The following is a 20,742-nucleotide window of genomic DNA, read 5'->3' as shown; positions in this document are numbered from 1 at the left end:
GACGTATATGATCAAGAAATGCTTGTTCCCGGCAGCCGGCTATGGCACCCGCTTCCTGCCAGCTACCAAGGCCATGCCCAAGGAAATGCTGCCAGTGGTAAACAAGCCACTGATCCAGTATGGCGTCGAGGAGGCACTGGATGCCGGCCTGAGCGAGATCTCCATCGTGACCGGTCGTGGCAAGCGCGCGCTTGAAGACCACTTCGACATCAGCTATGAGCTGGAAAACCAGATCAAAGGTACCGACAAGGAAAAATACCTGGTCGGTATTCGCCGTCTGCTCGACGAGTGCTCGTTCTCGTACACCCGTCAGACCGAAATGAAAGGCCTGGGCCATGCCATCCTGACCGGCCAACCGCTGATCGGCGACGAGCCGTTTGCGGTCGTGCTGGCGGACGACCTGTGTGTCAACCTCGACGGCGACGGCGTGCTGCAGCAGATGGTCAAGTTGTACAACCAGTTCCGCTGCTCGATCGTTGCCATTCAGGAAGTCGATCCGCAGGAAACCAACAAGTACGGCGTTATCTCTGGCGAGATGATCCGCGACGACATCTACCGTGTTAACAGCATGGTCGAGAAACCAGCACCGGAAGATGCCCCGTCGAACCTGGCCATCATCGGCCGCTACATCCTGACCCCGGACATCTTCCAGAAGATCCGTGAAACCGAGCCAGGCAAAGGCGGCGAGATTCAGATCACCGACGCGCTGATGAAGCAGGCGCAGGAAGGCTGTGTGATCGCCTACAAGTTCAAGGGCAAGCGCTTTGACTGCGGTGGCGCCGAAGGCTACATCGAGGCGACCAACTTCTGCTTCGAGAACTTCTACAAGGCTGGCAAGGCTTACTAAGCCTGCAGGCTTGCAGCCCGTATAAAAAACAGCCACCCTCTTGGGTGGCTTTTTTGTGGAGTCTGGATTGTGACTTACGATTTTGATCTGTTCGTGATTGGTGCCGGTTCCGGCGGTGTGCGTGCCGCGCGATTCGCGGCGGGTTTTGGCGCCAGGGTCGCTGTGGCCGAGAGCCGCTACCTGGGCGGTACCTGTGTCAATGTGGGCTGCGTGCCGAAAAAGCTGATGGTGTATGCCGCCCACGTCGCTGACGAAATGGAGCAGGCTGCCGGCTTCGGCTGGACGCTGGAAGAGGGGCACTTCGACTGGGGCACGCTGATTGCCAACAAGAATCGCGAAATCGAGCGGCTCAATGGCATTTACCGCAACTTGCTGGTCAACAGTGGGGTGACCTTGCTAGAAGGCCATGCGCGACTGACGGGCGCCAATGAAGTCGAAATAGACGGTCAGCGCTACTCAGCCAAGCATATCCTCATCGCTACCGGCGGTTGGCCGCAGGTGCCGGACATCCCTGGCAAAGAGCTGGCGATCACATCCAACGAGGCGTTCTTCCTCAAGCAGCTGCCCAAGCGCATTCTGGTTGTCGGCGGCGGCTACATCGCGGTCGAGTTTGCCGGAATTTTCCAAGGGCTTGGCAGCGCCACCAGCCTGCTTTATCGCGGCGACTTGTTCCTGCGCGGCTTCGACGGCTCGGTGCGCACTCATCTCAAGGACGAATTGGACAAGCGCGGCGTTGACCTGCAGTTCAATAGCGACATTCAACGGATCGATCAGCAGGCAGATGGCAGCCTCAAGGCCACCCTCAAAGATGGCCGTGAGCTGCTCACCGACTGCGTGTTCTACGCGACAGGCCGCCGGCCGATGCTGGACAACCTTGGCCTGGAACACACGGGTGTGGAACTCGACGAGCGTGGCTTCGTGCATGTCGATGATCAGTACCAGACCACTGAGCCTTCTATTCTGGCAATTGGTGATGTCATCGGTCGAGTCCAGCTCACCCCTGTGGCGCTGGCTGAAGGCATGGCCGTTGCGCGGCGTCTGTTCAAACCGGAGCAGTACCGACCGGTGGATTACCGGAACATCCCCACCGCGGTGTTCAGTCAACCGCCGATTGGTACGGTTGGCCTGACCGAGGAACAGGCCATTGAGGCGGGTCACAAGGTGCAAATTTTCGAAAGCCGCTTCCGAGCAATGAAGCTGACCCTCACCGAGATTCAGGAGAAGACCCTGATGAAGTTGGTGGTGGACGCCGATACCGACAAGGTGCTGGGTTGTCACATGGTCGGGCCAGACGCGGGAGAGATCATTCAAGGCCTGGGTATTGCGCTCAAGGCAGGCGCGACCAAGGCGCAATTCGACGACACTATTGGCGTGCACCCTACAGCGGCCGAAGAGTTTGTAACCATGCGCACGGCAATGCGCTGATCCTGCTGGTGGGGTCAGGGGCCGACCTGCCATCTGGAGGGGTCAAGCCGGCACACTCAGGTGGACCTCAGCGTCCAGTCCTGGGGCGGTTTCCGGGCCCTTGGCAGCCAGTCGGCGGCGGTCGACCTCGAGTTGAGGTTGCGCTGCCAGCCGAGCACAAAACGACGGTCAGTGCAGGTGCTAGCGCAGTTCGAAGATGCCAGCGGTGGTGGCGCAACTGACAACCTGCAACTTGCCGGCGAATCAAGTGCTACGGGCCTGGTGGTGCGTCTGATGCGCAGTGATGGTGGCTTGCTGCAGTTGGGCACCACTCGGCATAACTTGGCCAGAGTGCGACCTGGGGACGACTTTGTGCGGATAGGCCTGCGTGCGGCGTATGTGCAGATTGCGCAGAGCGTTCGGCCCGGAGTGGCTAGGGCGCGTGCCACTGCGCTGCATTCCTATGAATGAAAGGATCTATCGGAACGAGCTGCTTATAGCCAAAACCAATCAGCAGCATGAGCTTTGCCAATGAGCCATCGCCGGTTCAGGTGGTTAGTATTCTCCCCGTCAACCACTTCTTAATCCCATGACGGAGCTTCTCTCATGCCTATCATCAACAGCCAGGTCAAACCGTTCAACGCTACTGCCTTCCACAACGGCGAATTCGTTCAGGTCAGCGAAGCCGACCTGAAAGGCAAGTGGGCTGTCGTGTTCTTCTACCCAGCTGACTTCACCTTCGTCTGCCCGACCGAACTGGGCGACCTGGCCGACAACTACGCCGAGTTCCAAAAGCTGGGCGTGGAAATCTACGGTGTGTCGACCGACACCCACTTCACCCACAAAGCCTGGCATGACACTTCGGAAACCATCGGCAAGATCAAGTACCCGCTGATCGGTGACCCGACCCACGTCATCTCGCGCAACTTCGACGTGCTGATCGAAGAAGCGGGCATGGCTGATCGCGGTACCTTCGTGATCAACCCAGAAGGCCAGATTAAGATCGTCGAAATCAACGACGGTGGTGTAGGCCGCGACGCCAGCGAGCTGCTGCGCAAGGTCAAAGCTGCCCAGTACGTTGCCGCTCACCCAGGCGAAGTCTGCCCGGCCAAGTGGAAAGAAGGCGAAGCCACCCTGGCACCATCGCTGGACCTGGTTGGCAAGATCTAAGATCGTGCGCCAGTCGCGGGCGGTGAACAGCCGCCATAGCTGAAGTCATCACCGCCCCGCCAAACGCCCGGGCACTTTTGCCTGGGCGTTTTTGTTTACCCTGATTGCTCAAGGAATCGCCCGTATGTTGGACGCCACGCTTAAATCGCAACTGAAAACCTACCTGGAGCGGGTCACCCAGCCGATCGAGATCGTAGCCTCCCTCGACGACGGTGCGAAGTCCCGCGAAATGCACGACCTGCTGGTGGAAATTGCCGGCCTGTCGGACCTGATTACCTTGAACAAGGACGGCAGCGACACGCGCCGGCCCTCGTTCTCGCTGAACCGCCCGGGTGCTGATATCAGCCTGCGCTTTGCCGGCATCCCCATGGGCCACGAATTTACCTCACTGGTGCTGGCACTGCTGCAAGTCGGCGGCCATCCGTCCAAGGCCAGTGCCGAAGTGATCGAGCAGATCCAGGCGCTGCAAGGCGACTTCACTTTTGAAACCTACTTCTCGCTGTCGTGCCAGAACTGCCCGGACGTAGTCCAGGCGTTGAACCTGATGGCGGTGCTCAACCCGAATGTGAAACACGTGGCCATCGATGGCGCGCTGTTCCAGGACGAGGTTGAAGCACGCAAGGTCATGGCCGTGCCGAGCATCTACCTCAATGGCGAAGTGTTTGGCCAGGGCCGCATGGGCCTGGAAGAGATTCTTGGCAAGATCGACACCAGCTCTGGCACACGCCAGGCCGAGAAGATCAACGCCAAAGACGCTTTCGATGTGCTGGTGGTGGGCGGTGGCCCGGCCGGCGCCGCAGCTGCAATCTATGCTGCGCGCAAGGGCATCCGTACCGGCGTTGCCGCCGAGCGTTTCGGCGGCCAGGTGCTCGACACCATGGCGATCGAGAACTTCATCTCAGTGCAGGAAACCGAAGGGCCAAAACTGGCCTCGGCGCTGGAAGAGCACGTCAAACAGTACGACGTCGACATCATGAACCTGCAGCGCGGTGAGGCATTGATCCCGGCTGCTGGTGGCGGCCTGCACGAAGTGCGGCTGGCCAGCGGCGCTTCGCTGAAGGCCAAGACCGTGATCCTTGCCACCGGTGCACGCTGGCGCGAGATGAACGTGCCTGGCGAGCAGCAGTACCGCGCCCGCGGTGTTGCCTACTGCCCGCACTGCGATGGCCCGCTGTTCAAGGGCAAGCGCGTGGCGGTGATCGGTGGCGGCAACTCAGGTGTGGAAGCGGCCATCGACCTCGCCGGTATCGTCGCTCAGGTGACATTGATTGAGTTCGACAGCCAGCTGCGTGCAGATGCGGTGTTGCAGCGCAAACTGCACAGCCTGGCCAACGTCAAGGTGATCACCAGTGCGCTGACCACCGAAGTGTTGGGGGATGGCGAAAAGGTCAACGGCCTTCGTTACAAGGACCGCAACAGCGATGAGCTGCATGACATCGCGCTGGAAGGGATCTTTGTACAGATCGGCCTGCTGCCCAACACCGATTGGCTCAAAGGCACGGTCGAGCTGTCGCCGCGTGGCGAGATCATCGTCGACGCCAAGGGCCAGACCAACATCCCTGGTGTGTTCGCTGCCGGGGACGTCACCACCGTGCCGTACAAGCAGATCGTGATTGCGGTGGGCGAGGGTGCCAAGGCCTCGCTGTCCGCCTTCGATCACCTGATCCGCAGCTCGGCGCCGGCCTGACGTAGACGCCTGCTGCGCTGGCTGGGTTCAGCCTTCCAGCAGGGCCAGGCGTTCTTCCAGTGCTGCAATTCGTGCCTCCAGCGCGCTGATACGTTCTTCAGCGATGCTAGGGGCCGAATTGCGTTCAGCGCCGCCTTGCTGGCGCGCCGCAAGAATAGCCTCGATCTCTGCCGGATCACCCAGCGCGTGGGTATAGCGGTCTTCCCGCTGGCCAGCCTGACGCGGCAGGTGAACCGCTAGCTCACGTGAAATCAAGCGCTCGAGCTGATGCTGGACCTGTTGGTCATCCTCGAACTCATGCAAGCGGTTGCTGCGGGTCAACAACTCGTTGATCGTCTGCGGCCCGCGCAAAAACATCAAACCCATCAGCACCAGCTGCGCGGGCACCAGTTCCAGCGCCTTGTCGACGCGTTGCTCCCAGCGGTCGGCGCGACTGCCCATCTGCAGTTTGGTAAAACCACGCCCTTCGAGCGCCCGCAGCGCCTGGCCAACCTGGCCCTGAGAGAGGTTCATCACCGGTTCGCGGCTGGTTTTCTGGTTACAGGCAACCACCAGTGCGTTGAGGGTCAGGGGGTAGGTTTCAGGGCTGGTGGCCTGCTTTTCGATCAGCGATCCGAGGATGCGGATCTCGGTGCTGTTGAAGCGGCCTTCACTGGGGTTGTGTTGTTCTGACATGGCCCTGTCTCGTTGCGAGGAAAGGCCACTAGCCTAGGTAAAGCGGCGCCGTTAAGCAATTGCCAGCGGCGCCGCCTTATCACTCAGGCTGCGCGTCGCTCCTGGGCCTTACAGGCGGCGGCGGTGAAGATCACATCGGTCGAAGAATTCAGCGCCGTTTCAGCCGAGTCCTGCAGCACACCGATGATGAAACCGACGGCGACCACCTGCATGGCGATTTCACTGGGAATGCCGAACAGGCTGCACGCCAGTGGGATCAGCAACAGAGAACCACCGGCTACGCCCGATGCGCCGCAGGCACACACCGCAGCTACTACGCTGAGGAGCACGGCAGTGGGCAGATCGATACTTATGCCCAAGGTATGCACGGCCGCCAGGGTCAGCACGGTGATGGTGATCGCCGCGCCGGCCATGTTGATGGTTGCGCCAAGCGGGATCGAGACCGAGTAAGTATCTTCATGCAGGCCGAGTTTTTCCGACAGTGCCAGGTTGACCGGGATGTTGGCGGCCGAGCTGCGGGTGAAGAACGCCGTGATGCCGCTCTCGCGCAGGCACATCAGCACCAGCGGGTAGGGGTTGCGGCGGATCTTCCAGAACACGATCAGCGGGTTCATCACCAGCGCGACAAACAGCATGCAGCCGATCAATACCGCCAGCAGGTGCAGGTAGCCAAGCAGGGCGCTCAGCCCCGACTGGGCCAGGGTCGCTGCGACCAGGCCGAAGATCCCCAGCGGCGCAAAACGAATGACCACGCGCACGATATAAGTCACCGCATTGGACAGGTCGTCGACTACAGTGCGGGTGGCCTCGCTCGCATGGCGCAGGGCGATCCCCAGGCCGATGGCCCAGGTCAGTACGCCGATGAAGTTGGCATTGAGCAGCGCCGCTACCGGATTATCGACAGCGCTGAGCAGCAGGTTCTGCAGCACTTCGGTGATACCGCCCGGAGCGCTCAGCGACGCCTCACTGGCGCTGAGCAGCAGGGTCGAGGGGAACAGCATGCTGGCGATCACGGCGACCACGGCTGCGCCAAAGGTGCCCAGCAGGTACAGCCACAGGATCGGCCGGATATGGGTTTGCTGGCCGTGCTTGTGGTTGGCGATCGAGGCCATCACCAACACGAACACCAGCACGGGCGCTACCGCTTTGAGCGCACTGACGAAAACCTTGCCGAGAAACGCCAGGTCCAGCGCCACGGCAGGCGCGAGCAAGGCCAGGGCGATGCCGGCGATGAGGCCGATGACGATCTGGGTAACCAGGCTGGTGCGGGTGAACAGGCGAAGAACAGGCAGCATGTGCAGCGAATCTCAGGGATTTGGACGGGCGCGACTGTACCATAGACCAGCGCTCCCGGCCGCTGCCTACCAGTGGAACAACTCTTTGCGCGCACCCTCGGTAATCGCGACGATCCCCGGGTGCTTGACCTTGCGCTCTACCGAGATCGCATAGAACGACTCGTTGACCGCCTCGGTATGGCCGATCAGCACCACTGCATATTGGCGGCACACCTCATCGGCAATCACGCTGGGCGCAACGAAAATGCCGCTGCCGGACTGACCGAAGGCCTGCATCAAGGCACTGTCATCGAACTCACCGACGATCCGCGGCTGCACCTGCTGCTCGGACAGCCAGCGCAGTAAGCGGCTGCGTACCACTGTCTCCTGACCTGGGATCAGCAACGGAGCATCATTCAGACAGGCCGGAAATGCACCCGAGTATTCTGCCGCCAGAGCTGGGGTGGCAAAAAAGCTCAAGCCGCATTCGCCGAGTTTCTGGCTGTAGCCTTTGATATCCAGATGGCTGGGCATGGGGCTGTCGGAAATCACCAGGTCCAGACGCTGGATGGCCAGGTCGGCCAGCAGCCGCTCGAGCTTGTCCTCCCGGCAATTGATGCGCAGGGCGCCGTCCAGCTCCATGGTCGGCGCCAGCAAGCGATAAACGATGGACTTGGGGACCACATCGGCAACGCCGACGCGGAACAGGATCTGCTCCTGCGGCCCGGCGCGCAGCATGGTCTCGAGCTCGCTGCCGATCTGGAACATCTGTTCGGCGTAGACCAGCGTCTGCCTGCCGCTCTCGGTCAGCTCAAGCTGACGCCCGACGCGCTGGAACAATTCCAGACCATGGGTCTGCTCGAACAGGCTGATCTGCCCACTGATGGTTTGCGGCGTCAGATTCAGCTGCTCACTGGCGCGGGCAATACTGCCGGTGCGTGCGACTACCCAAAAATAATGCAGCTGCCGGTAATTGAGCATGGTTGTTTCCGGATTCGTAAAAAACGAAGTATAGCCGCTAAAAAAACGAATTTTCCGGATGTTTCCGCTTCATTAGAATGCCTTTCATCAGGCGCTACGTGCTGCCCGGACATGACAAGTGAGGATCCCATGCTACAACTGAAATCCATCGGTACCCCGTTGGTGCTTGCGCTGGCGCTGTTCAGCCTGGCCGGGTGCGATCAGGCTGAGAAATCTGCCCAGCAGGTGCTCGATCAGGCGGCGCAGTCTGCCAAGCAGGCCATCGACAAGACCAATGAAGCCGCTCAGCAAGCGTTGAATGACGTCATTGGCGGCGAGGGTGAGAAATCGGCCAACCCCGCCGATGGCGAAGGCAAGACCCAGGACATCTGACCCGCAGCTGCGAACATAGCCCTAACATAGCCAGAAACAGGATTGATTCATGGAATATTTGCTGGAACTCGCCGCAAGCCCGACCGCCTGGGTAGCTTTGGCCACATTGGTGGCAATGGAAGTCGTGCTCGGTATCGACAACCTGATCTTCATCTCGATCCTGACCAACAAGCTGCCTGTCGAGTACCGCTCCAAGGCGCGCCGGATTGGTATCAGCATGGCGTTGATCATGCGCCTGGCGCTGCTCAGCACCGTGGCCTGGATCGTTCAGTTGACCGATCCGGTAATCGAGATCTTCGGCAATGCCTTCTCCTGGAAGGACATGATCCTGATCGCCGGTGGCCTGTTCCTGCTGTGGAAGGCAACCAAAGAGATCCACGAGAGTGTCGATCCGCACGGTGCCAAGCATGAGGCCACGGTCTCATCCACCGTGACCCTGGGCTTCGCCGCAGCGATCTTCCAGATTCTGCTGCTGGATATCGTGTTCTCGGTCGACAGCATCATCACCGCAGTTGGCATGACCGAGCACTTGCCGATCATGATCATCGCTGTGGTGGCAGCTGTTATCGTGATGATGGTGGCCGCCGATCCGCTTGCCAACTTCATCAACGACAACCCGACCGTCGTGATGCTGGCCTTGGGCTTCCTGATCATGATCGGCATGACCCTGATCGCCGAAGGTTTCGGTGCCCATGTGCCTAAAGGTTATGTATATGCAGCGATGGCGTTCTCGACTGCGATCGAGATGCTCAACATCTTTGCTCGCCGCGCTCGCCTCAAGCGTGAGGCTGCACAGGAGTAAGGTGCGCGGGGCGCTTGGCGCCCCATTCGCAATGGCAGTTTCATCAAGCGACCGCGTATGCTTTCAAGCTGCGCGGTTTTTTGTTTTGCACTGATGCGATATCAGTGCGCTGCAGCGGGCTGACGGGCGCGTTGCACGGGCAAGGGTTTGGCCTTGGCCTGAACCGGCAGTGGATGATGCGAATGCCTGCGGACAATGCGCAGAACGCCCCATAACATGGCAGCGGCCACACTCAGCCACATACCTACCAACAGCAGAATTCCCATAGTCAGGCTCATGTGTGCCTCCTTCTCTCGGGCTTGCCCCAGGCTTACCTTCCAGATACTTACTTAGTCTAGCGCTACCCTCATGACGTTCAATTGAGCTTAGGTCGAACCCTTGGTCCGATTTGTTACTAGCCTGCGTCGGGCTATTCCTGCGCGCGCGTCCGCCCTATGATCAGAGACCATCGCCGGATGCCAGACCGGCTTCAGACAAGTGAGTGTCCATGTTGCAAGCTTCCCGCAAGTCGTTGCTCAACCCTTCACAGCGCCTGCTCGCTGCATGCCTGCTGGCGGCCAATCTGGTTGGCTGCGCCGGCGCGCCTCCAGCGGATGTAAAAGGCTTGCCGCAGCGGGTCGAGATCAGCAGCGTGCCGTTCTTCCGCGGCAACGCCAATCACAGCGGCGCCATGGCGCTGGCGGTCATGCTCTCGCAGCAAGGCATTCGGATCACCCCGGGCTTGCTTGACAAGCCGCTGAAGCTGCCTGAAGCAGCCGAAGCGCTGGAAACATCGATCCCGCCTGTGGCGCGTGATTACGGCATGCTGGTGTATCCGCTGGACAAGCGTCTGGATGCATTGCTCGCCCAGGTGGCGGCGGGCAACCCGGTGCTGCTGCGTTATCAAGAGGGTTCGGCGTGGTGGAGTGAGCCGCGCTATGCGGTACTGGTCGGCTATGACAGCTACAAGCAGCGGGTGCTGCTGCGTGCAGGGATGCAGCGGCGGCAGATGATGTCGTTCGACGCTTTTGCCAAGGCGTGGGCGGAGCAGGGTAGTTGGGCAGTGTTGATACAGCCACCGCAGCAACTGCCTGCACAGGTTGATCGCCAGCGCTGGTTGCAAGGCGCCGATGAACTGGCACGGGCAGGGCAGGAAATGGCGGCCAGACAAGCCGTCAGCAGCCTCGGCCAGCCCTGAACGCAAACGGCCGGCGCTGATGGCCGGCCGTCTTCATCCGCTATGGATCAGAAGCCCAGACGATCGCGCAGGCTGTAATACCACGCACCCATAGCGCTGAATGGTACCCGCAGCAGTTGGCCACCCGGGAACGGGTAGTGCGGCAGGCCGGCGAATGCGTCAAAGCGTTCGGCCTGGCCGCGCAGCGCTTCGGCCAGGACCTTGCCCGCCAGGTGGGTGTAGGTCACGCCGTGGCCGGAGCAGCCTTGCGAGTAGTAGATGTTGTCGCCTATCCGGCCGACCTGAGGCAGACGCGACAGCGTCAGCAGGAAGTTGCCGGTCCAGGCGTAGTCGATCTTGACGTCCTTGAGCTGCGGGAATGCCTTGAGCATCTTCGGCCGGATGATCGCTTCGATGTTGGCCGGGTCGCGTGCGCCGTAGACCACGCCGCCGCCGAAGATCAGGCGCTTGTCGCCGGTCAGGCGGTAGTAGTCGAGTAGGTAGTTGCAGTCCTCGACGCAGTAGTCCTGCGGTAGCAGGGTACGTGCCAACTCATCGCTGAGTGGCTCGGTGGTGATCACCTGAGTCCCGCATGGCATCGACTTCGAGGCCAGCTCCGGCACCAGGTTACCCAGATAAGCGTTGCCGGCAACGATGATGTACTTGGCGCGGATCTTACCCTGCGGGGTGTGCACGACAGGGTTGGCGCCGCGCTCGATGCGTATGGCTGGGGTTTGTTCATAGATCACGCCGCCCAGCGACTCGACCGCAGCCGCTTCGCCCAAGGCCAGGTTGAGCGGGTGAATATGGCCGCCGCTCATGTCGAGCATGCCGCCTATATAGCTTTCGCACGCGACCACTTCACGGATGCGCTTCTGGTCCATCAGCTCCAGTTGGGTGTGGCCATAGCGTTCCCACAGGCGTTTTTGCGATTCCAGGTGGGCCATCTGCTTGGGCGTGATGGCCGCGAATACGCCGCCGTCCTTGAGGTCGCACTGGATGTTGTACTTGGCTACGCGCTCGCGGATGATACGCCCGCCTTCGAAGGCCATCGCGCCCAGCAATTTTGCTTCGCGCGGGCCAACAGTGCGTTCGATCACGTCGATGTCACGGCTGTAGCTGTTGACGATCTGGCCACCGTTGCGGCCGGATGCACCAAAGCCAACCTTGGCAGCTTCGACGACGGTAACCTTGAAGCCGTTCTCCAGCAGGAACAGTGCGCTGGACAGGCCTGTATAGCCCGCACCGATTACGCAGATGTCGGTTTCCACCTCACCCAGCAGCGCCGGACGTGGCGGCACCGGGTTGGCCGAGGCGGCGTAGTAGGACTGTGGGTAGGGGGTATTAGCCATGCTCGAGAGACCTCGTGTTTTATATTTTTAACGAATGTACCGATGCTATCAATAATAATAAACACCCGCTAGTCGTACGGTGAAAATCCTTTACGCAGCGGTGGCGCGTGACTATTAGTAAATATTTTTATGATTCAGTGGCTTAGCGTGGAAAAAACAGTTGACAGGGTTTTTGGATTCCGTAGAATGCGCCCCACGACAGGCACATAGCTCAGTTGGTTAGAGCACCACCTTGACATGGTGGGGGTCGTTGGTTCGAGTCCAATTGTGCCTACCAAACTTGAAGAGGGCGATCCGAAAGGGTCGCCCTTTTTGCATTTGCTTCGCGCCTGAAACACCCTGCGGCAGCCTGCCCATCGGCGCTAGCCAGCCATCATGGTAGAATCCGCGCCTTCGATTCTGGAGTTAGACGCGTGCGTAAACTTGCGGTGGTAACAGCAATGCTGGCCTTGGCGGGCTGCAACAATGAAGTGGATGGCGTGCACAAACAGGTGGCCGAACACCTGAGTAATCCCAAGACCGCCAAATTCGCCAACGTGCGCTTCGATACCGATGGCTCGATCTGCGGTCAATTCCGTGGCAAGGACGCTGACGGCAAATTCGAGGCTTACCGCAGCTACGTTGCAATCAAGCGGGATGGCCAGTACCAGATCATCGTCGACGAAACCGGCGACGACCTGCGCATCCGCGAGATCTGTGGTGGTGCCGAGCTGCAGCGTCGCGCCGAAGCCCTGGCCGATCAGCCGGCGCCAGAGGGCTGGGATGTCGAGGTGGTGCAGGGGCCGAACATGGGGGCTCTGAGCGACATGACTGCGCGCCTCATAGAGAAGGGTATTCCCTCTTCGGTCGAGTACCGTGATGGTAAGCCGGTGGTGCTGCTGGGTCCATTCGCGACCAAAGAAGAGGCGCAGGCGCGCAAGGCCGATGTGATGGCGCGTCAAGGCACTGACTCTGTGGTGATCCAGCATGGCGCCCAGCGCTGATAAGTGACTGATGAGGCAGGCGGGCTGTGCCTGAACGCGATCGTTGGCTATGCTTGGCTAAGCGGGCGCTGAACAGGGAGGGGTCGCATGTCTACATTGGAACGGGCCATCGCTGTAGCCGCCAAAGCCCACGAGGGGCAGTACGACAAGGGTGGGGCGGCCTACATTCTTCATCCGCTGCGGGTTATGATGCGGGTGTCCACACCTGAGCAGCGTATTGTCGCTGTACTCCACGATGTACTCGAAGACACGTCCCTGACGGTATCAGACCTCGCTCTTGAGGGTTTCCCGCTGAAAATCCTCGCCGCCTTGCTCTCGCTGAGTCGACGTCCTGGCGAGAGCTATGAGGCGTTTGTGATTCGGGCAGGCGCTGACCCTCTGGCACGAGAGGTCAAGCTGGCTGATCTGGCCGATAACAGCGACCTTAGTCGCATCGCCTGCCCAGGTCCCGCTGACCTTGCCCGGCTCAGCCGCTATCAACATGCCAGTGCCTATCTGCAAACCTTGACTTGAACGCTGGCCTCGGTTGCGCTGTCTACTTTATCTGGCGCATTTACCCGCTTGGTCGGTAATATGCCCGACCTTGAAGCTGGGTAACTCAAGAGGTAGCAATGGATCGAGAAGGCCCTGCGGTGCGGGTCGAAGCGATGGTCAGGCCCGACCGTCTCCAGGTTTTCCCGACTGATGCCTCGGAGCGTCTGCAACTGGCTCTCGACGCTGGCGCGATTATTGGTACCTGGCTGTGGGACATTCGCAACGACTGCGTGACGGCTGACGAGCGCTTCGCCCGCTCATTCGGGCTGTCTGCAGAACGCTGCACCAGCGGCATTCCGATCTCCGAGGCGTTCGCCTCCATCCACGAGCAAGACCGCGAACGGGTTGGCCGCGACATCGAACAGGCCATGGCTCGCGGTGGGCGCTTTCGCTGTGAATATCGTGTTCGCCAAGACGACGGCTGCTATCGCTGGGTAGAGGCCAATGGTCGCGCCGAGCTCGATGAGCAGGGCATGGCTGTGCGCTTTCCAGGCGTGCTGATGGACATTGAGGGGCGGCGTGTTGCCGAAGCTGAGCGCGATCGCGCAAACGCCTTGTTGCGCACGTTCACGGCGGCAGTGCCTGGCGTGGTGTACGCCAAGGACCGCCAGGGACGGATGCTGGTCGCCAACCACGGCACTACGCAGCTGATCGGCAAGCCTCCCGAGGTTTACCTCGGCAAGACCGACCTGGAATTTCTTGAAGACGAAGCGCAGGCGCGCCAGGTCATGGCGAACGACCAGCGCATCATGGACAGCGGTCAGGCTGAGCAGATTGAAGAGCGGGTCGACATGCCGGACGGTTCTGTAGCCGTATGGCTGTCGGTGAAGGCGCCGTTGCTGAGCGACGCCGGTGAAGTGATCGGTTTGATCGGCTCCTCGATGGATGTCACCGCGCGAAAGAACGCCGAATCCGCCTTGCTCGAGCTAAATCGTACGTTGGAAGTCCGCATCAGCGTCGCCGTTGCCGAGCGCGAGGCGGCTCAGGCTGCGCTGCGTCAGGCACAGAAGATGGAAGCTGTGGGCCAACTGACCGGGGGTATCGCTCACGATTTCAACAATCTCCTGGCCGGCATCAGCGGTAGCCTCGACTTGATCAGGCTGCGTTTGAATCAGGGGCGCACGGCCGATCTGGAGCGTTACCTGGGCGTTGCTCATGGTGCCGCCCAACGCGCCGCTGCCCTTACCCATCGCCTGCTCGCGTTCTCCCGTCGGCAGACGCTGGTGCCGGTCGAGACTGATGTGCATGCCTTGATTGGCGGCATGGAGGAGCTGATCCGGCGTACGGTCGGGCCGGCAATCAGCCTGAAGGTGGAGTTGGCTGCGCAGGCCAGTGCTTGTCTGGTCGACCCGGCGCAGGTTGAAAACGCCTTGCTCAATCTGTGTATCAATTCGCGCGATGCCATGCCGGGTGGCGGCAGGATTCTGATAAGCACTCGCGACCAGCGGCTGACGACTGGGCCCGAGCTTGATCCAGAGTTGAGCCCCGGCAACTACCTGAGCATTTGCGTGGCGGACAGTGGTACCGGCATGAGCGCCGAAGTGCTCGGCAAGGCCTTCGAGCCGTTCTTCACGACCAAGCCGGTTGGCGCCGGTACCGGGCTTGGCTTGTCGATGATCTATGGCTTTGCCAAGCAATCCGGTGGCCAGGTGAGGATCGAGTCAGAGCCGGGCAAAGGCACGCGAGTGCTGCTGCAGTTGCCGGGCCACACCACTGCGGTGGACGCCCCGCAGGTGCAACCTGGCGAGTGTGCCGAGCCCACGGCCGCAGCTGGCGAAACGGTTTTGGTGGTCGATGACGAGTCCTCCGTGCGCATGTTTGTCAGCGAAACCCTGGGCAGTTACGGCTATGTGGTGATCGAGGCGGCGGACAGCCTGGCAGGGTTGCAACTGCTGCGGTCGGACATCCGCATTGATCTGCTGGTGACCGACATCGGTTTACCCGGCGGGCTTGACGGGCGGCAGATGGCGGAGGCGGGCAGGCAATCGCGGCCTGACCTGCCGGTGTTGCTGATGACGGGCTATGCGCAGCCTGAAGTGCTCGATCGTCAGCCGCTGGAGTCGACCATGGCGATACTGACCAAGCCATTTGCCCTCGAGGCACTGACCTCGCAGGTCAATGCCTTGCTCAGGCCGCAAGCGGGCGATGCTACCGCCAAGGCTTGAGTCCCTGCTCAGTCTTCCTTGGGTACAGTCCAGAAGATCTGCACGCCGCCATCATCCCGGTAGGCAAGGGTGACATTGTCGTTTTCAGCGATCTCTTCGAGTAGCGTTGCCCAGTCATCCGGCAACTCGTGCTCCAGCCGAAAGATCAACGCAGACTTGCTGCGCTGGGCGGTAGGGCTGTTTATGATTTTCTGAATGCGCTCGCCCAGTTGTTGGTATGGGCTGGGGGTGGCTTGAGAGGCAGCGGCCATCGGGGTGTTCCTTGTTGTGCTGTATGTGCGTACAGTATTTCACTGTAGGCAATTTCGCAACAACCTCGTGAGCCTTGGCCCAAGTGACTGTCGCGGGCCATACAGCCCGCGACAGCGTTGAGCAAAGCGTTGCTCGGCTCAGGCAATCAACAGATCAATATTCCCAGAAGATCCGCTGCAGCTCTTTGCTGTCTTGGGTCTTGGTCATTGCGACCATCGCCAGAATCCGTGCTTTTTGCGGGTTCAGGTCGTGGGCGACGACCCAGTCATTCTTGTCATCCGGCTGCTCGGCGTTGCGCAGTACGAAACCGCCCTGGTTGACGTGGGAAGAGCGAATGATCTGCACGCCGTTTTTACGCAGCTCCTGCAGAGCCGGTACCACACGTGACGATACCGAGCCGTTGCCGGTGCCGGCATGAATCAGCGCCTTGGCGCCGTTTTGCGCAAGGGCCTTGTACGCGGTGTCGGTAACGTTGCCGTAGCCGTAGGCGATGTCTACGGCAGGCAGGCTGCTGATTTGCTTGATGTCGAACTCGGAGTTGGAGGTGTGACGCTTGGCTGGCAGGCGGAACCAGTACGATTTGCCTTCCACGACCATGCCCATCGGGCCCCAGGCGCTCTTGAACGCTTCGGTCTTGATGTTGATCGACTTGCTGACATCACGGCCAGATTGGATTTCGTCGTTCATGGTCACCAGTACGCCTTTGCCGCGCGATTGCTTGTCGCTGGCGACGGCTACGGCGTTGTAAAGGTTGAGCATGCCGTCAGCCGACATTGCGGTGCCCGGGCGCATCGAACCGACCACTACGATTGGCTTGTCGGTCTTTTCTACCAGGTTGAGGAAGTAGGCGGTTTCTTCCAGGGTGTCGGTGCCGTGGGTGATAACGATGCCGTCGACGTCGTTGCTGTCAGCCAGCTCGGCGACGCGTTTGCCCAGCTTGAGCAGGTCGTCGTTGCTGATGCTTTCGGATGCGATCTGCATGACCTGCTCGCCGCGCACATTGGCCAGTTGAGCCAGCTCGGGTACGCCGGCGATCAATTTGTCGATGCCTACCTTGGCGGCCTGATAGGTAGCGCTGTTGGCGGCGCTGGCGCCGGCGCCGGCAATGGTGCCGCCGGTGGCGAGAATCACCACATTGGCGAGCTTTTGTTGCTGCTCGGCTTCTTTGGCAGAAACTGCAGTCGGCAGGATCAGCAGCAGGGCGAGGGCGCCCGGGGCAAATGTCTTCAGTGCGGTTTTCATCGTTATTGTTCTCTCGATCTTCCTGGTGAGATTTATATGTCGCACAGCTAAGCAGGCAGGTTTCATACCAACGCAGCGTCGAGTCTGGGTTGAGCCACTCCCGGCGGGAGTTCGCTCATATGCCGAGACAAATCCAGCGATGGGATGTATTCGGCTTACCGAACGGATACAGGTAAAGTTGTTCGGTTTTCCGTGGCCAATCCGCGTAACCTGCCGCTGGCCCCGGTTTGCCAAAACAGCGTCTCAGGCAATTGACAAAATCAGGGCTTGTTTCCATAGTGGCTTAACGCAAACGTTTGCGATCCGATAAAAAACACAAGATTCGGAGTCATCTCATGAAACTGCCGTTCCCCGGTCGTCTGCTGTCCCTCGCTATCGTCTCCTCGTTGGCGCTCGCACTGCCCCTGGTAGGTCAGGCTGAAGAAAAACCCAAGGTCGCTCTGGTCATGAAGTCGTTGGCCAATGAGTTTTTCCGCACCATGGAAGACGGCGCCAAGGCCTACCAAAAAGAGCACCCTAACGACTTCGACCTGGTAGCCAACGGCATCAAGGACGAGTCCGACACCAGCAACCAGATCCGCATCGTCGAACAGATGATCGCCACTGGCGCCAACGCGCTGGTGATCGCGCCGGCTGACTCCAAGGCGCTGGTGCCGGTGATCAAGAAAGCCATGGATGCCGGCATCACCGTCATCAACATCGATAACCGCCTCGACCCCGAAGTGCTCAAGAGCAAAAATCTCAGCGTGCCCTTCGTTGGCCCTGACAACCGCAAGGGTGCCAGGCTGGTCGGCGACTATCTGGCCCAGCAAAAGCTCAAGCCAGGTGATCAGGTGGGTATTATCGAAGGCGTCTCCACCACTACCAACGCCCAACAGCGCACGGCTGGTTTCCAGGACGCCATGCAGGCGGCACAGATCAAGGTCGTTTCGGTGCAGTCTGGCAACTGGGAAATCGACAAGGGCAACGCGGTGGCGGCGGCCATGCTCAATGAGTATCCAGAGATCAAAGCGCTGTTGGCCGGCAACGACAGCATGGCGCTTGGGGCTGTCTCGGCTGTGCGTGCCGCAGGCAAGAAAGATCAGGTTCAGGTAGTCGGCTATGACAACATCAACGCCATCAAGCCGATGCTCAAAGATGGCCGCGTGCTCGCCACGCTCGATCAGGATGCCAAGAAGCAAGCCGTATATGGCATCCAGGCTGCGCTGCAGATGATCAAGGGCGAAAAAACCGCTGTCGATGCCGACAATGTCATCCAAACCCCGGTTGAATTGATCACCAAACCGTGATCCAGGCAGGAGACCCGGCCATGTCTGCAACGGCCACGCAAACGGTGCTCGCGGTCAGCGGGCTGGGCAAGAGCTACGCCCAGCCTGTGCTGGCTGACGTCGAGCTGGAGCTGTACGCCGGCGAAGTGCTGGCGCTGACCGGTGAGAACGGCGCCGGCAAAAGCACGCTATCGAAGTTGATCAGCGGCCTGGAAATTCCCACCGTTGGGCACATGAGCTACCTCGGCCAACCTTACAGCCCTGCCAGCCGCAGTGCGGCAGAGGGGCTTGGGGTGCGTATGGTGATGCAGGAGCTGAACCTGCTGCCCACCCTGACGGTTGCCGAGAACCTGTTTCTCGACAACCTGCCCAGCCGTCTCGGCTGGATCAATCACAAGCGCCTGCGCCAGTTGGCGGTCGCCGCTATGGCGCAGGTGGGCCTGGACGCGATTGACCCGGGTACCTTGGTCGGTGAGTTGGGTATTGGCCATCAACAGATGGTCGAGATCGCCCGCAACCTGATTGGTGATTGCCGGGTGCTGATCTTCGACGAGCCTACGGCGATGCTCACTGCCCGCGAGGTCGAGCTGCTGTTTGTCCAGATCGAGCGCCTGCGTCAGCGCGGCGTGGCTATCGTGTACATATCCCATCGCCTTGAAGAGCTGCAGCGTGTGGCCCAGCGCATCGCGGTGCTGCGCGATGGCAAGCTGGTGTGCGCCGAGCCGATCCAACGTTACAACAGTGCCGAGCTGGTCAACCTGATGGTCGGTCGTGACGTGGGCGAGCATATCGACCTGGGCAGGCGCCAGATCGGCGCGCCGCTGCTCAAGGTCGACAAGCTCAGCCGTGCCGGCAAGGTGTGCGAGGTTTCATTCGAGGTGAGGGCAGGGGAGATCTTTGGTATCTCCGGCCTGATCGGCGCCGGCCGTACCGAACTGCTGCGGCTGATCTACGGCGCCGACCGCGCCGACAGCGGCAGCGTTGCCCTTGGTCAGCCGCCGCAGCCGATCACTGTCGACTCGCCCAAGGCCGCTGTGCGTGCTGGCATTGCATTGATTACCGAGGATCGCAAAGGTGAGGGGCTGCTGCTGACGCAGTCGATCAGCGCCAATATTGCCCTCGGTAACCTGGGCGCCGTGTCCCGTGCTGGGGTCATCAACAGCGCTGCCGAAACAGCCTTGGCCGAGCGCCAGATCAGCGCCATGCGCATTCGCAGCGCAAGCCCGGCGCAGGCTGTCAGTGAGTTGTCCGGTGGCAATCAGCAAAAGGTGGTGATTGGCCGCTGGCTCGAGCGCGACTGCCAGGTACTGCTGTTCGACGAGCCGACCCGCGGTATCGACGTTGGCGCCAAGTTCGACATCTATGGCCTGCTTGCTGAGTTGGCGCGCCAGGGTAAGGCGCTGGTGGTTGTTTCAAGTGACCTGCGCGAACTGATGCTGATCTGCGATCGCATCGGTGTGCTCTCTGCGGGGCGCCTGATCGACACCTTCGAGCGCGATGCCTGGAGCCAGGATCAACTGCTTGCCGCGGCTTTCGCCGGTTATCAACAACGTGATGCTCTGCTGCATGAAGCAGCTCCCAGGATGGACCCATGAACAGCTCTCCCGTCGACACTCCCGCTCGCCGCAGCGGCACCTATCTGGGCCTGGGTACTTACCTGGGACTGGCCGGCGCATTGCTGGCAATGATTGTGCTGTTCTCGTTTATGAGCAGCCATTTCTGGTCGTACGCAACCTTCAGTACCCTGGCCAACCAGATCCCCGATCTGATGGTGCTGGCAGTAGGCATGACGCTGGTGTTGATCATCGGTGGCATCGACCTGTCGGTGGGCTCGGTGCTGGCCTTGGCAGCCTCGGCGGTCAGCGTGGCAATTCTGGGGTGGGGCTGGAGCGTGTTGCCCGCTGCGCTGCTGGGCATGGCAGTCGCCGCCCTGGCTGGCAGCGTCACTGGCTGCATTACCGTGGCCTGGCGTATTCCATCCTTTATCGTCTCGCTCGGTGTGCTGGAAATGGCCCGTGGCCTGGCCTATCAGTTCACTGATTCGCGCACGGCCTATATCGGCGATGCCTACGCCTGGTTTTCCAATCCAGTAGCATTTGGCATCTCGCCAGCCTTCATCATCGCCTTGCTGGTCATCGTCGTTGCCCACCTTGTACTGACACGCACAGTGTTCGGCCGTTACCTGATCGGCATTGGTACCAATGAAGAAGCTGTACGCCTGGCCGGGATCGACCCGCGGCCCTACAAGATCATGGTGTTCACCCTGATGGGCCTGCTCGCCGGCCTCGCCGCGCTGTTCCAGATTTCTCGTCTGGAGGCCGCCGACCCGAACGCCGGTGCTGGCCTTGAACTGCAGGTGATTGCCGCTGTGGTGATCGGCGGTACCAGCCTGATGGGCGGGCGCGGCTCAGTGGTCAGTACATTTTTCGGAGTGCTGATCATTTCGGTGCTGGCCGCCGGGCTGGCTCAGATCGGCGCTTCCGAACCAACCAAACGCATTATCACCGGGGCGGTCATTGTGATTGCCGTGGTGCTCGACACTTATCGCAGCCGGCGCGCGAGCCGGCGGAACTGAAAC

General features: G+C 60.5%; 21 protein-coding genes and 1 tRNA gene. 15 read left to right on the top strand and 7 right to left on the bottom strand.

Translation table 11 applies throughout. The annotated features are described in order from the left end of the window. The first annotated feature begins 7 nt into the window (after positions 1-7). The 5 genes from galU (at position 8) to ahpF (ending at position 5,108) form a co-directional block, all read left to right on the top strand. Positions 8-847, top strand: coding sequence for a UTP--glucose-1-phosphate uridylyltransferase GalU (gene galU, locus IDM28_RS14080; RefSeq protein WP_101320675.1), 840 nt, complete (start codon positions 8-10; stop codon positions 845-847). 69 nt (positions 848-916) lie between these two features. Beyond that, positions 917-2,272 carry a glutathione-disulfide reductase gene (gene gorA / locus IDM28_RS14075; RefSeq protein WP_188036263.1) on the top strand — a complete coding sequence of 452 codons (1,356 nt, stop codon included), beginning with the start codon at positions 917-919 and terminating at the stop codon, positions 2,270-2,272. Positions 2,273-2,305: 33 nt separating this feature from the next. After that, positions 2,306-2,722: a fimbrial protein gene (locus IDM28_RS24240; protein WP_410524673.1), complete on the top strand. Its 417-nt coding sequence runs from the start codon at positions 2,306-2,308 to the stop codon at positions 2,720-2,722. 135 nt (positions 2,723-2,857) lie between these two features. Further along, complete coding sequence (gene ahpC / locus IDM28_RS14065) at positions 2,858-3,421, top strand: alkyl hydroperoxide reductase subunit C (protein WP_101320669.1); 564 nt, start codon at positions 2,858-2,860, stop codon at positions 3,419-3,421. Between the two features lie 124 nt (positions 3,422-3,545). Further along, positions 3,546-5,108 (top strand): alkyl hydroperoxide reductase subunit F, encoded by a 1,563-nt coding sequence (gene ahpF / locus IDM28_RS14060; protein ID WP_101320667.1) that lies wholly within the window; start codon positions 3,546-3,548, stop codon positions 5,106-5,108. Positions 5,109-5,135: 27 nt separating this feature from the next. Here ahpF and IDM28_RS14055 read toward each other — a convergent pair whose 3' ends face one another. From IDM28_RS14055 to nhaR, 3 genes are all read right to left on the bottom strand, one after another. Then, positions 5,136-5,783 carry a YceH family protein gene (locus IDM28_RS14055; protein ID WP_101320665.1) on the bottom strand — a complete coding sequence of 216 codons (648 nt, stop codon included), beginning with the start codon at positions 5,781-5,783 and terminating at the stop codon, positions 5,136-5,138. 83 nt (positions 5,784-5,866) lie between these two features. Beyond that, complete coding sequence (sstT, locus tag IDM28_RS14050; RefSeq protein WP_188036261.1) at positions 5,867-7,078, bottom strand: serine/threonine transporter SstT; 1,212 nt, start codon at positions 7,076-7,078, stop codon at positions 5,867-5,869. A gap of 66 nt (positions 7,079-7,144) precedes the next feature. Next, on the bottom strand, positions 7,145-8,038 hold the full coding sequence (gene nhaR / locus IDM28_RS14045) for a transcriptional activator NhaR (RefSeq protein WP_101320661.1): 894 nt from the start codon (positions 8,036-8,038) through the stop codon (positions 7,145-7,147). A 129-nt stretch (positions 8,039-8,167) separates the two neighbouring features. Here nhaR and IDM28_RS14040 point away from each other — a divergent pair, with 129 nt between their 5' ends. Together IDM28_RS14040 and IDM28_RS14035 are read left to right on the top strand one after the other, a co-directional pair. Beyond that, complete coding sequence (locus IDM28_RS14040; protein ID WP_188036260.1) at positions 8,168-8,410, top strand: hypothetical protein; 243 nt, start codon at positions 8,168-8,170, stop codon at positions 8,408-8,410. Between the two features lie 49 nt (positions 8,411-8,459). After that, positions 8,460-9,212 carry a TerC family protein gene (locus IDM28_RS14035; RefSeq protein WP_101320657.1) on the top strand — a complete coding sequence of 251 codons (753 nt, stop codon included), beginning with the start codon at positions 8,460-8,462 and terminating at the stop codon, positions 9,210-9,212. Positions 9,213-9,313: 101 nt separating this feature from the next. Here IDM28_RS14035 and IDM28_RS14030 read toward each other — a convergent pair whose 3' ends face one another. Next, positions 9,314-9,490: a hypothetical protein gene (locus IDM28_RS14030; RefSeq protein ID WP_178080773.1), complete on the bottom strand. Its 177-nt coding sequence runs from the start codon at positions 9,488-9,490 to the stop codon at positions 9,314-9,316. A gap of 209 nt (positions 9,491-9,699) precedes the next feature. Here IDM28_RS14030 and IDM28_RS14025 point away from each other — a divergent pair, with 209 nt between their 5' ends. Continuing rightward, the gene (locus IDM28_RS14025) at positions 9,700-10,389 is read left to right on the top strand and encodes a peptidase C39 family protein (protein ID WP_150568844.1); all 690 of its coding nucleotides are present in this window, start codon (positions 9,700-9,702) and stop codon (positions 10,387-10,389) included. A 47-nt stretch (positions 10,390-10,436) separates the two neighbouring features. Here the strand turns inward: IDM28_RS14025 and IDM28_RS14020 are convergent, their stop codons facing one another. Beyond that, complete coding sequence (locus IDM28_RS14020) at positions 10,437-11,720, bottom strand: NAD(P)/FAD-dependent oxidoreductase (RefSeq protein ID WP_101320652.1); 1,284 nt, start codon at positions 11,718-11,720, stop codon at positions 10,437-10,439. A gap of 200 nt (positions 11,721-11,920) precedes the next feature. On the opposite strand from IDM28_RS14020, the gene IDM28_RS14015 reads away from it, so the two are divergent. From IDM28_RS14015 to IDM28_RS14000, 4 genes are all read left to right on the top strand, one after another. Next, positions 11,921-11,997 (top strand) — tRNA-Val (locus tag IDM28_RS14015). Between the two features lie 136 nt (positions 11,998-12,133). Then, positions 12,134-12,703: an SPOR domain-containing protein gene (locus IDM28_RS14010; RefSeq protein ID WP_101320650.1), complete on the top strand. Its 570-nt coding sequence runs from the start codon at positions 12,134-12,136 to the stop codon at positions 12,701-12,703. A gap of 87 nt (positions 12,704-12,790) precedes the next feature. Continuing rightward, positions 12,791-13,216 carry a GTP pyrophosphokinase gene (locus tag IDM28_RS14005; RefSeq protein ID WP_101320648.1) on the top strand — a complete coding sequence of 142 codons (426 nt, stop codon included), beginning with the start codon at positions 12,791-12,793 and terminating at the stop codon, positions 13,214-13,216. A 134-nt stretch (positions 13,217-13,350) separates the two neighbouring features. Further along, complete coding sequence (locus IDM28_RS14000; RefSeq protein ID WP_262500142.1) at positions 13,351-15,402, top strand: PAS domain-containing sensor histidine kinase; 2,052 nt, start codon at positions 13,351-13,353, stop codon at positions 15,400-15,402. Between the two features lie 8 nt (positions 15,403-15,410). Here IDM28_RS14000 and IDM28_RS13995 read toward each other — a convergent pair whose 3' ends face one another. Beyond that, positions 15,411-15,653: a DUF1654 domain-containing protein gene (locus IDM28_RS13995; protein ID WP_101320644.1), complete on the bottom strand. Its 243-nt coding sequence runs from the start codon at positions 15,651-15,653 to the stop codon at positions 15,411-15,413. 154 nt (positions 15,654-15,807) lie between these two features. Continuing rightward, complete coding sequence (locus IDM28_RS13990; RefSeq protein WP_101320642.1) at positions 15,808-16,896, bottom strand: asparaginase; 1,089 nt, start codon at positions 16,894-16,896, stop codon at positions 15,808-15,810. A 335-nt stretch (positions 16,897-17,231) separates the two neighbouring features. Here IDM28_RS13990 and IDM28_RS13985 point away from each other — a divergent pair, with 335 nt between their 5' ends. From IDM28_RS13985 to IDM28_RS13975, 3 genes are read left to right on the top strand one after another with little or no spacing between them, the layout of a single operon-like run. Further along, a complete protein-coding gene (locus tag IDM28_RS13985; protein ID WP_188036258.1) occupies positions 17,232-18,185 on the top strand; it encodes a sugar ABC transporter substrate-binding protein in 954 nt (317 codons plus the stop codon). Positions 18,186-18,205: 20 nt separating this feature from the next. After that, positions 18,206-19,759, top strand: coding sequence for a sugar ABC transporter ATP-binding protein (locus tag IDM28_RS13980; protein WP_188036257.1), 1,554 nt, complete (start codon positions 18,206-18,208; stop codon positions 19,757-19,759). Beyond that, positions 19,756-20,739 carry an ABC transporter permease gene (locus IDM28_RS13975; protein WP_150568848.1) on the top strand — a complete coding sequence of 328 codons (984 nt, stop codon included), beginning with the start codon at positions 19,756-19,758 and terminating at the stop codon, positions 20,737-20,739. Before IDM28_RS13980 ends, IDM28_RS13975 begins: the two co-directional genes overlap by 4 nt. The last annotated feature ends 3 nt before the right edge of the window (positions 20,740-20,742 follow it).

Origin of the sequence: Pseudomonas sp. EZ-C24 (assembly GCF_014525325.1) — a bacterium.
In the GTDB taxonomy this organism is placed as follows: domain Bacteria; phylum Pseudomonadota; class Gammaproteobacteria; order Pseudomonadales; family Pseudomonadaceae; genus Aquipseudomonas; species Aquipseudomonas shirazensis.
The sequence above is the reverse complement of the archived record's forward strand: the minus strand, read 5'-3'. Positions and strand labels throughout refer to the sequence as shown.

Bases quoted from the DNA above. Each gene is read 5' to 3' on its own strand.
- ahpC (WP_101320669.1), top strand. From the start codon at position 2,858: ATGCCTATCATCAACAGCCAGGTCAAACCGTTCAACGCTACTGCCTTC.
- ahpF (WP_101320667.1), top strand. From the start codon at position 3,546: ATGTTGGACGCCACGCTTAAATCGCAACTGAAAACCTACCTGGAGCGG.
- IDM28_RS13995 (WP_101320644.1), bottom strand. From the start codon at position 15,653: ATGGCCGCTGCCTCTCAAGCCACCCCCAGCCCATACCAACAACTGGGC.
- IDM28_RS13990 (WP_101320642.1), bottom strand. From the start codon at position 16,896: ATGAAAACCGCACTGAAGACATTTGCCCCGGGCGCCCTCGCCCTGCTG.
- IDM28_RS13985 (WP_188036258.1), top strand. From the start codon at position 17,232: ATGAAACTGCCGTTCCCCGGTCGTCTGCTGTCCCTCGCTATCGTCTCC.
- nhaR (WP_101320661.1), bottom strand. From the start codon at position 8,038: ATGCTCAATTACCGGCAGCTGCATTATTTTTGGGTAGTCGCACGCACC.
- galU (WP_101320675.1), top strand. From the start codon at position 8: ATGATCAAGAAATGCTTGTTCCCGGCAGCCGGCTATGGCACCCGCTTC.
- IDM28_RS14020 (WP_101320652.1), bottom strand. From the start codon at position 11,720: ATGGCTAATACCCCCTACCCACAGTCCTACTACGCCGCCTCGGCCAAC.
- IDM28_RS13980 (WP_188036257.1), top strand. From the start codon at position 18,206: ATGTCTGCAACGGCCACGCAAACGGTGCTCGCGGTCAGCGGGCTGGGC.
- IDM28_RS14035 (WP_101320657.1), top strand. From the start codon at position 8,460: ATGGAATATTTGCTGGAACTCGCCGCAAGCCCGACCGCCTGGGTAGCT.
- IDM28_RS14055 (WP_101320665.1), bottom strand. From the start codon at position 5,783: ATGTCAGAACAACACAACCCCAGTGAAGGCCGCTTCAACAGCACCGAG.
- IDM28_RS14025 (WP_150568844.1), top strand. From the start codon at position 9,700: ATGTTGCAAGCTTCCCGCAAGTCGTTGCTCAACCCTTCACAGCGCCTG.
- IDM28_RS14040 (WP_188036260.1), top strand. From the start codon at position 8,168: ATGCTACAACTGAAATCCATCGGTACCCCGTTGGTGCTTGCGCTGGCG.
- IDM28_RS14030 (WP_178080773.1), bottom strand. From the start codon at position 9,490: ATGAGCCTGACTATGGGAATTCTGCTGTTGGTAGGTATGTGGCTGAGT.
- IDM28_RS14005 (WP_101320648.1), top strand. From the start codon at position 12,791: ATGTCTACATTGGAACGGGCCATCGCTGTAGCCGCCAAAGCCCACGAG.
- sstT (WP_188036261.1), bottom strand. From the start codon at position 7,078: ATGCTGCCTGTTCTTCGCCTGTTCACCCGCACCAGCCTGGTTACCCAG.
- IDM28_RS14000 (WP_262500142.1), top strand. From the start codon at position 13,351: ATGGTCAGGCCCGACCGTCTCCAGGTTTTCCCGACTGATGCCTCGGAG.
- IDM28_RS13975 (WP_150568848.1), top strand. From the start codon at position 19,756: ATGAACAGCTCTCCCGTCGACACTCCCGCTCGCCGCAGCGGCACCTAT.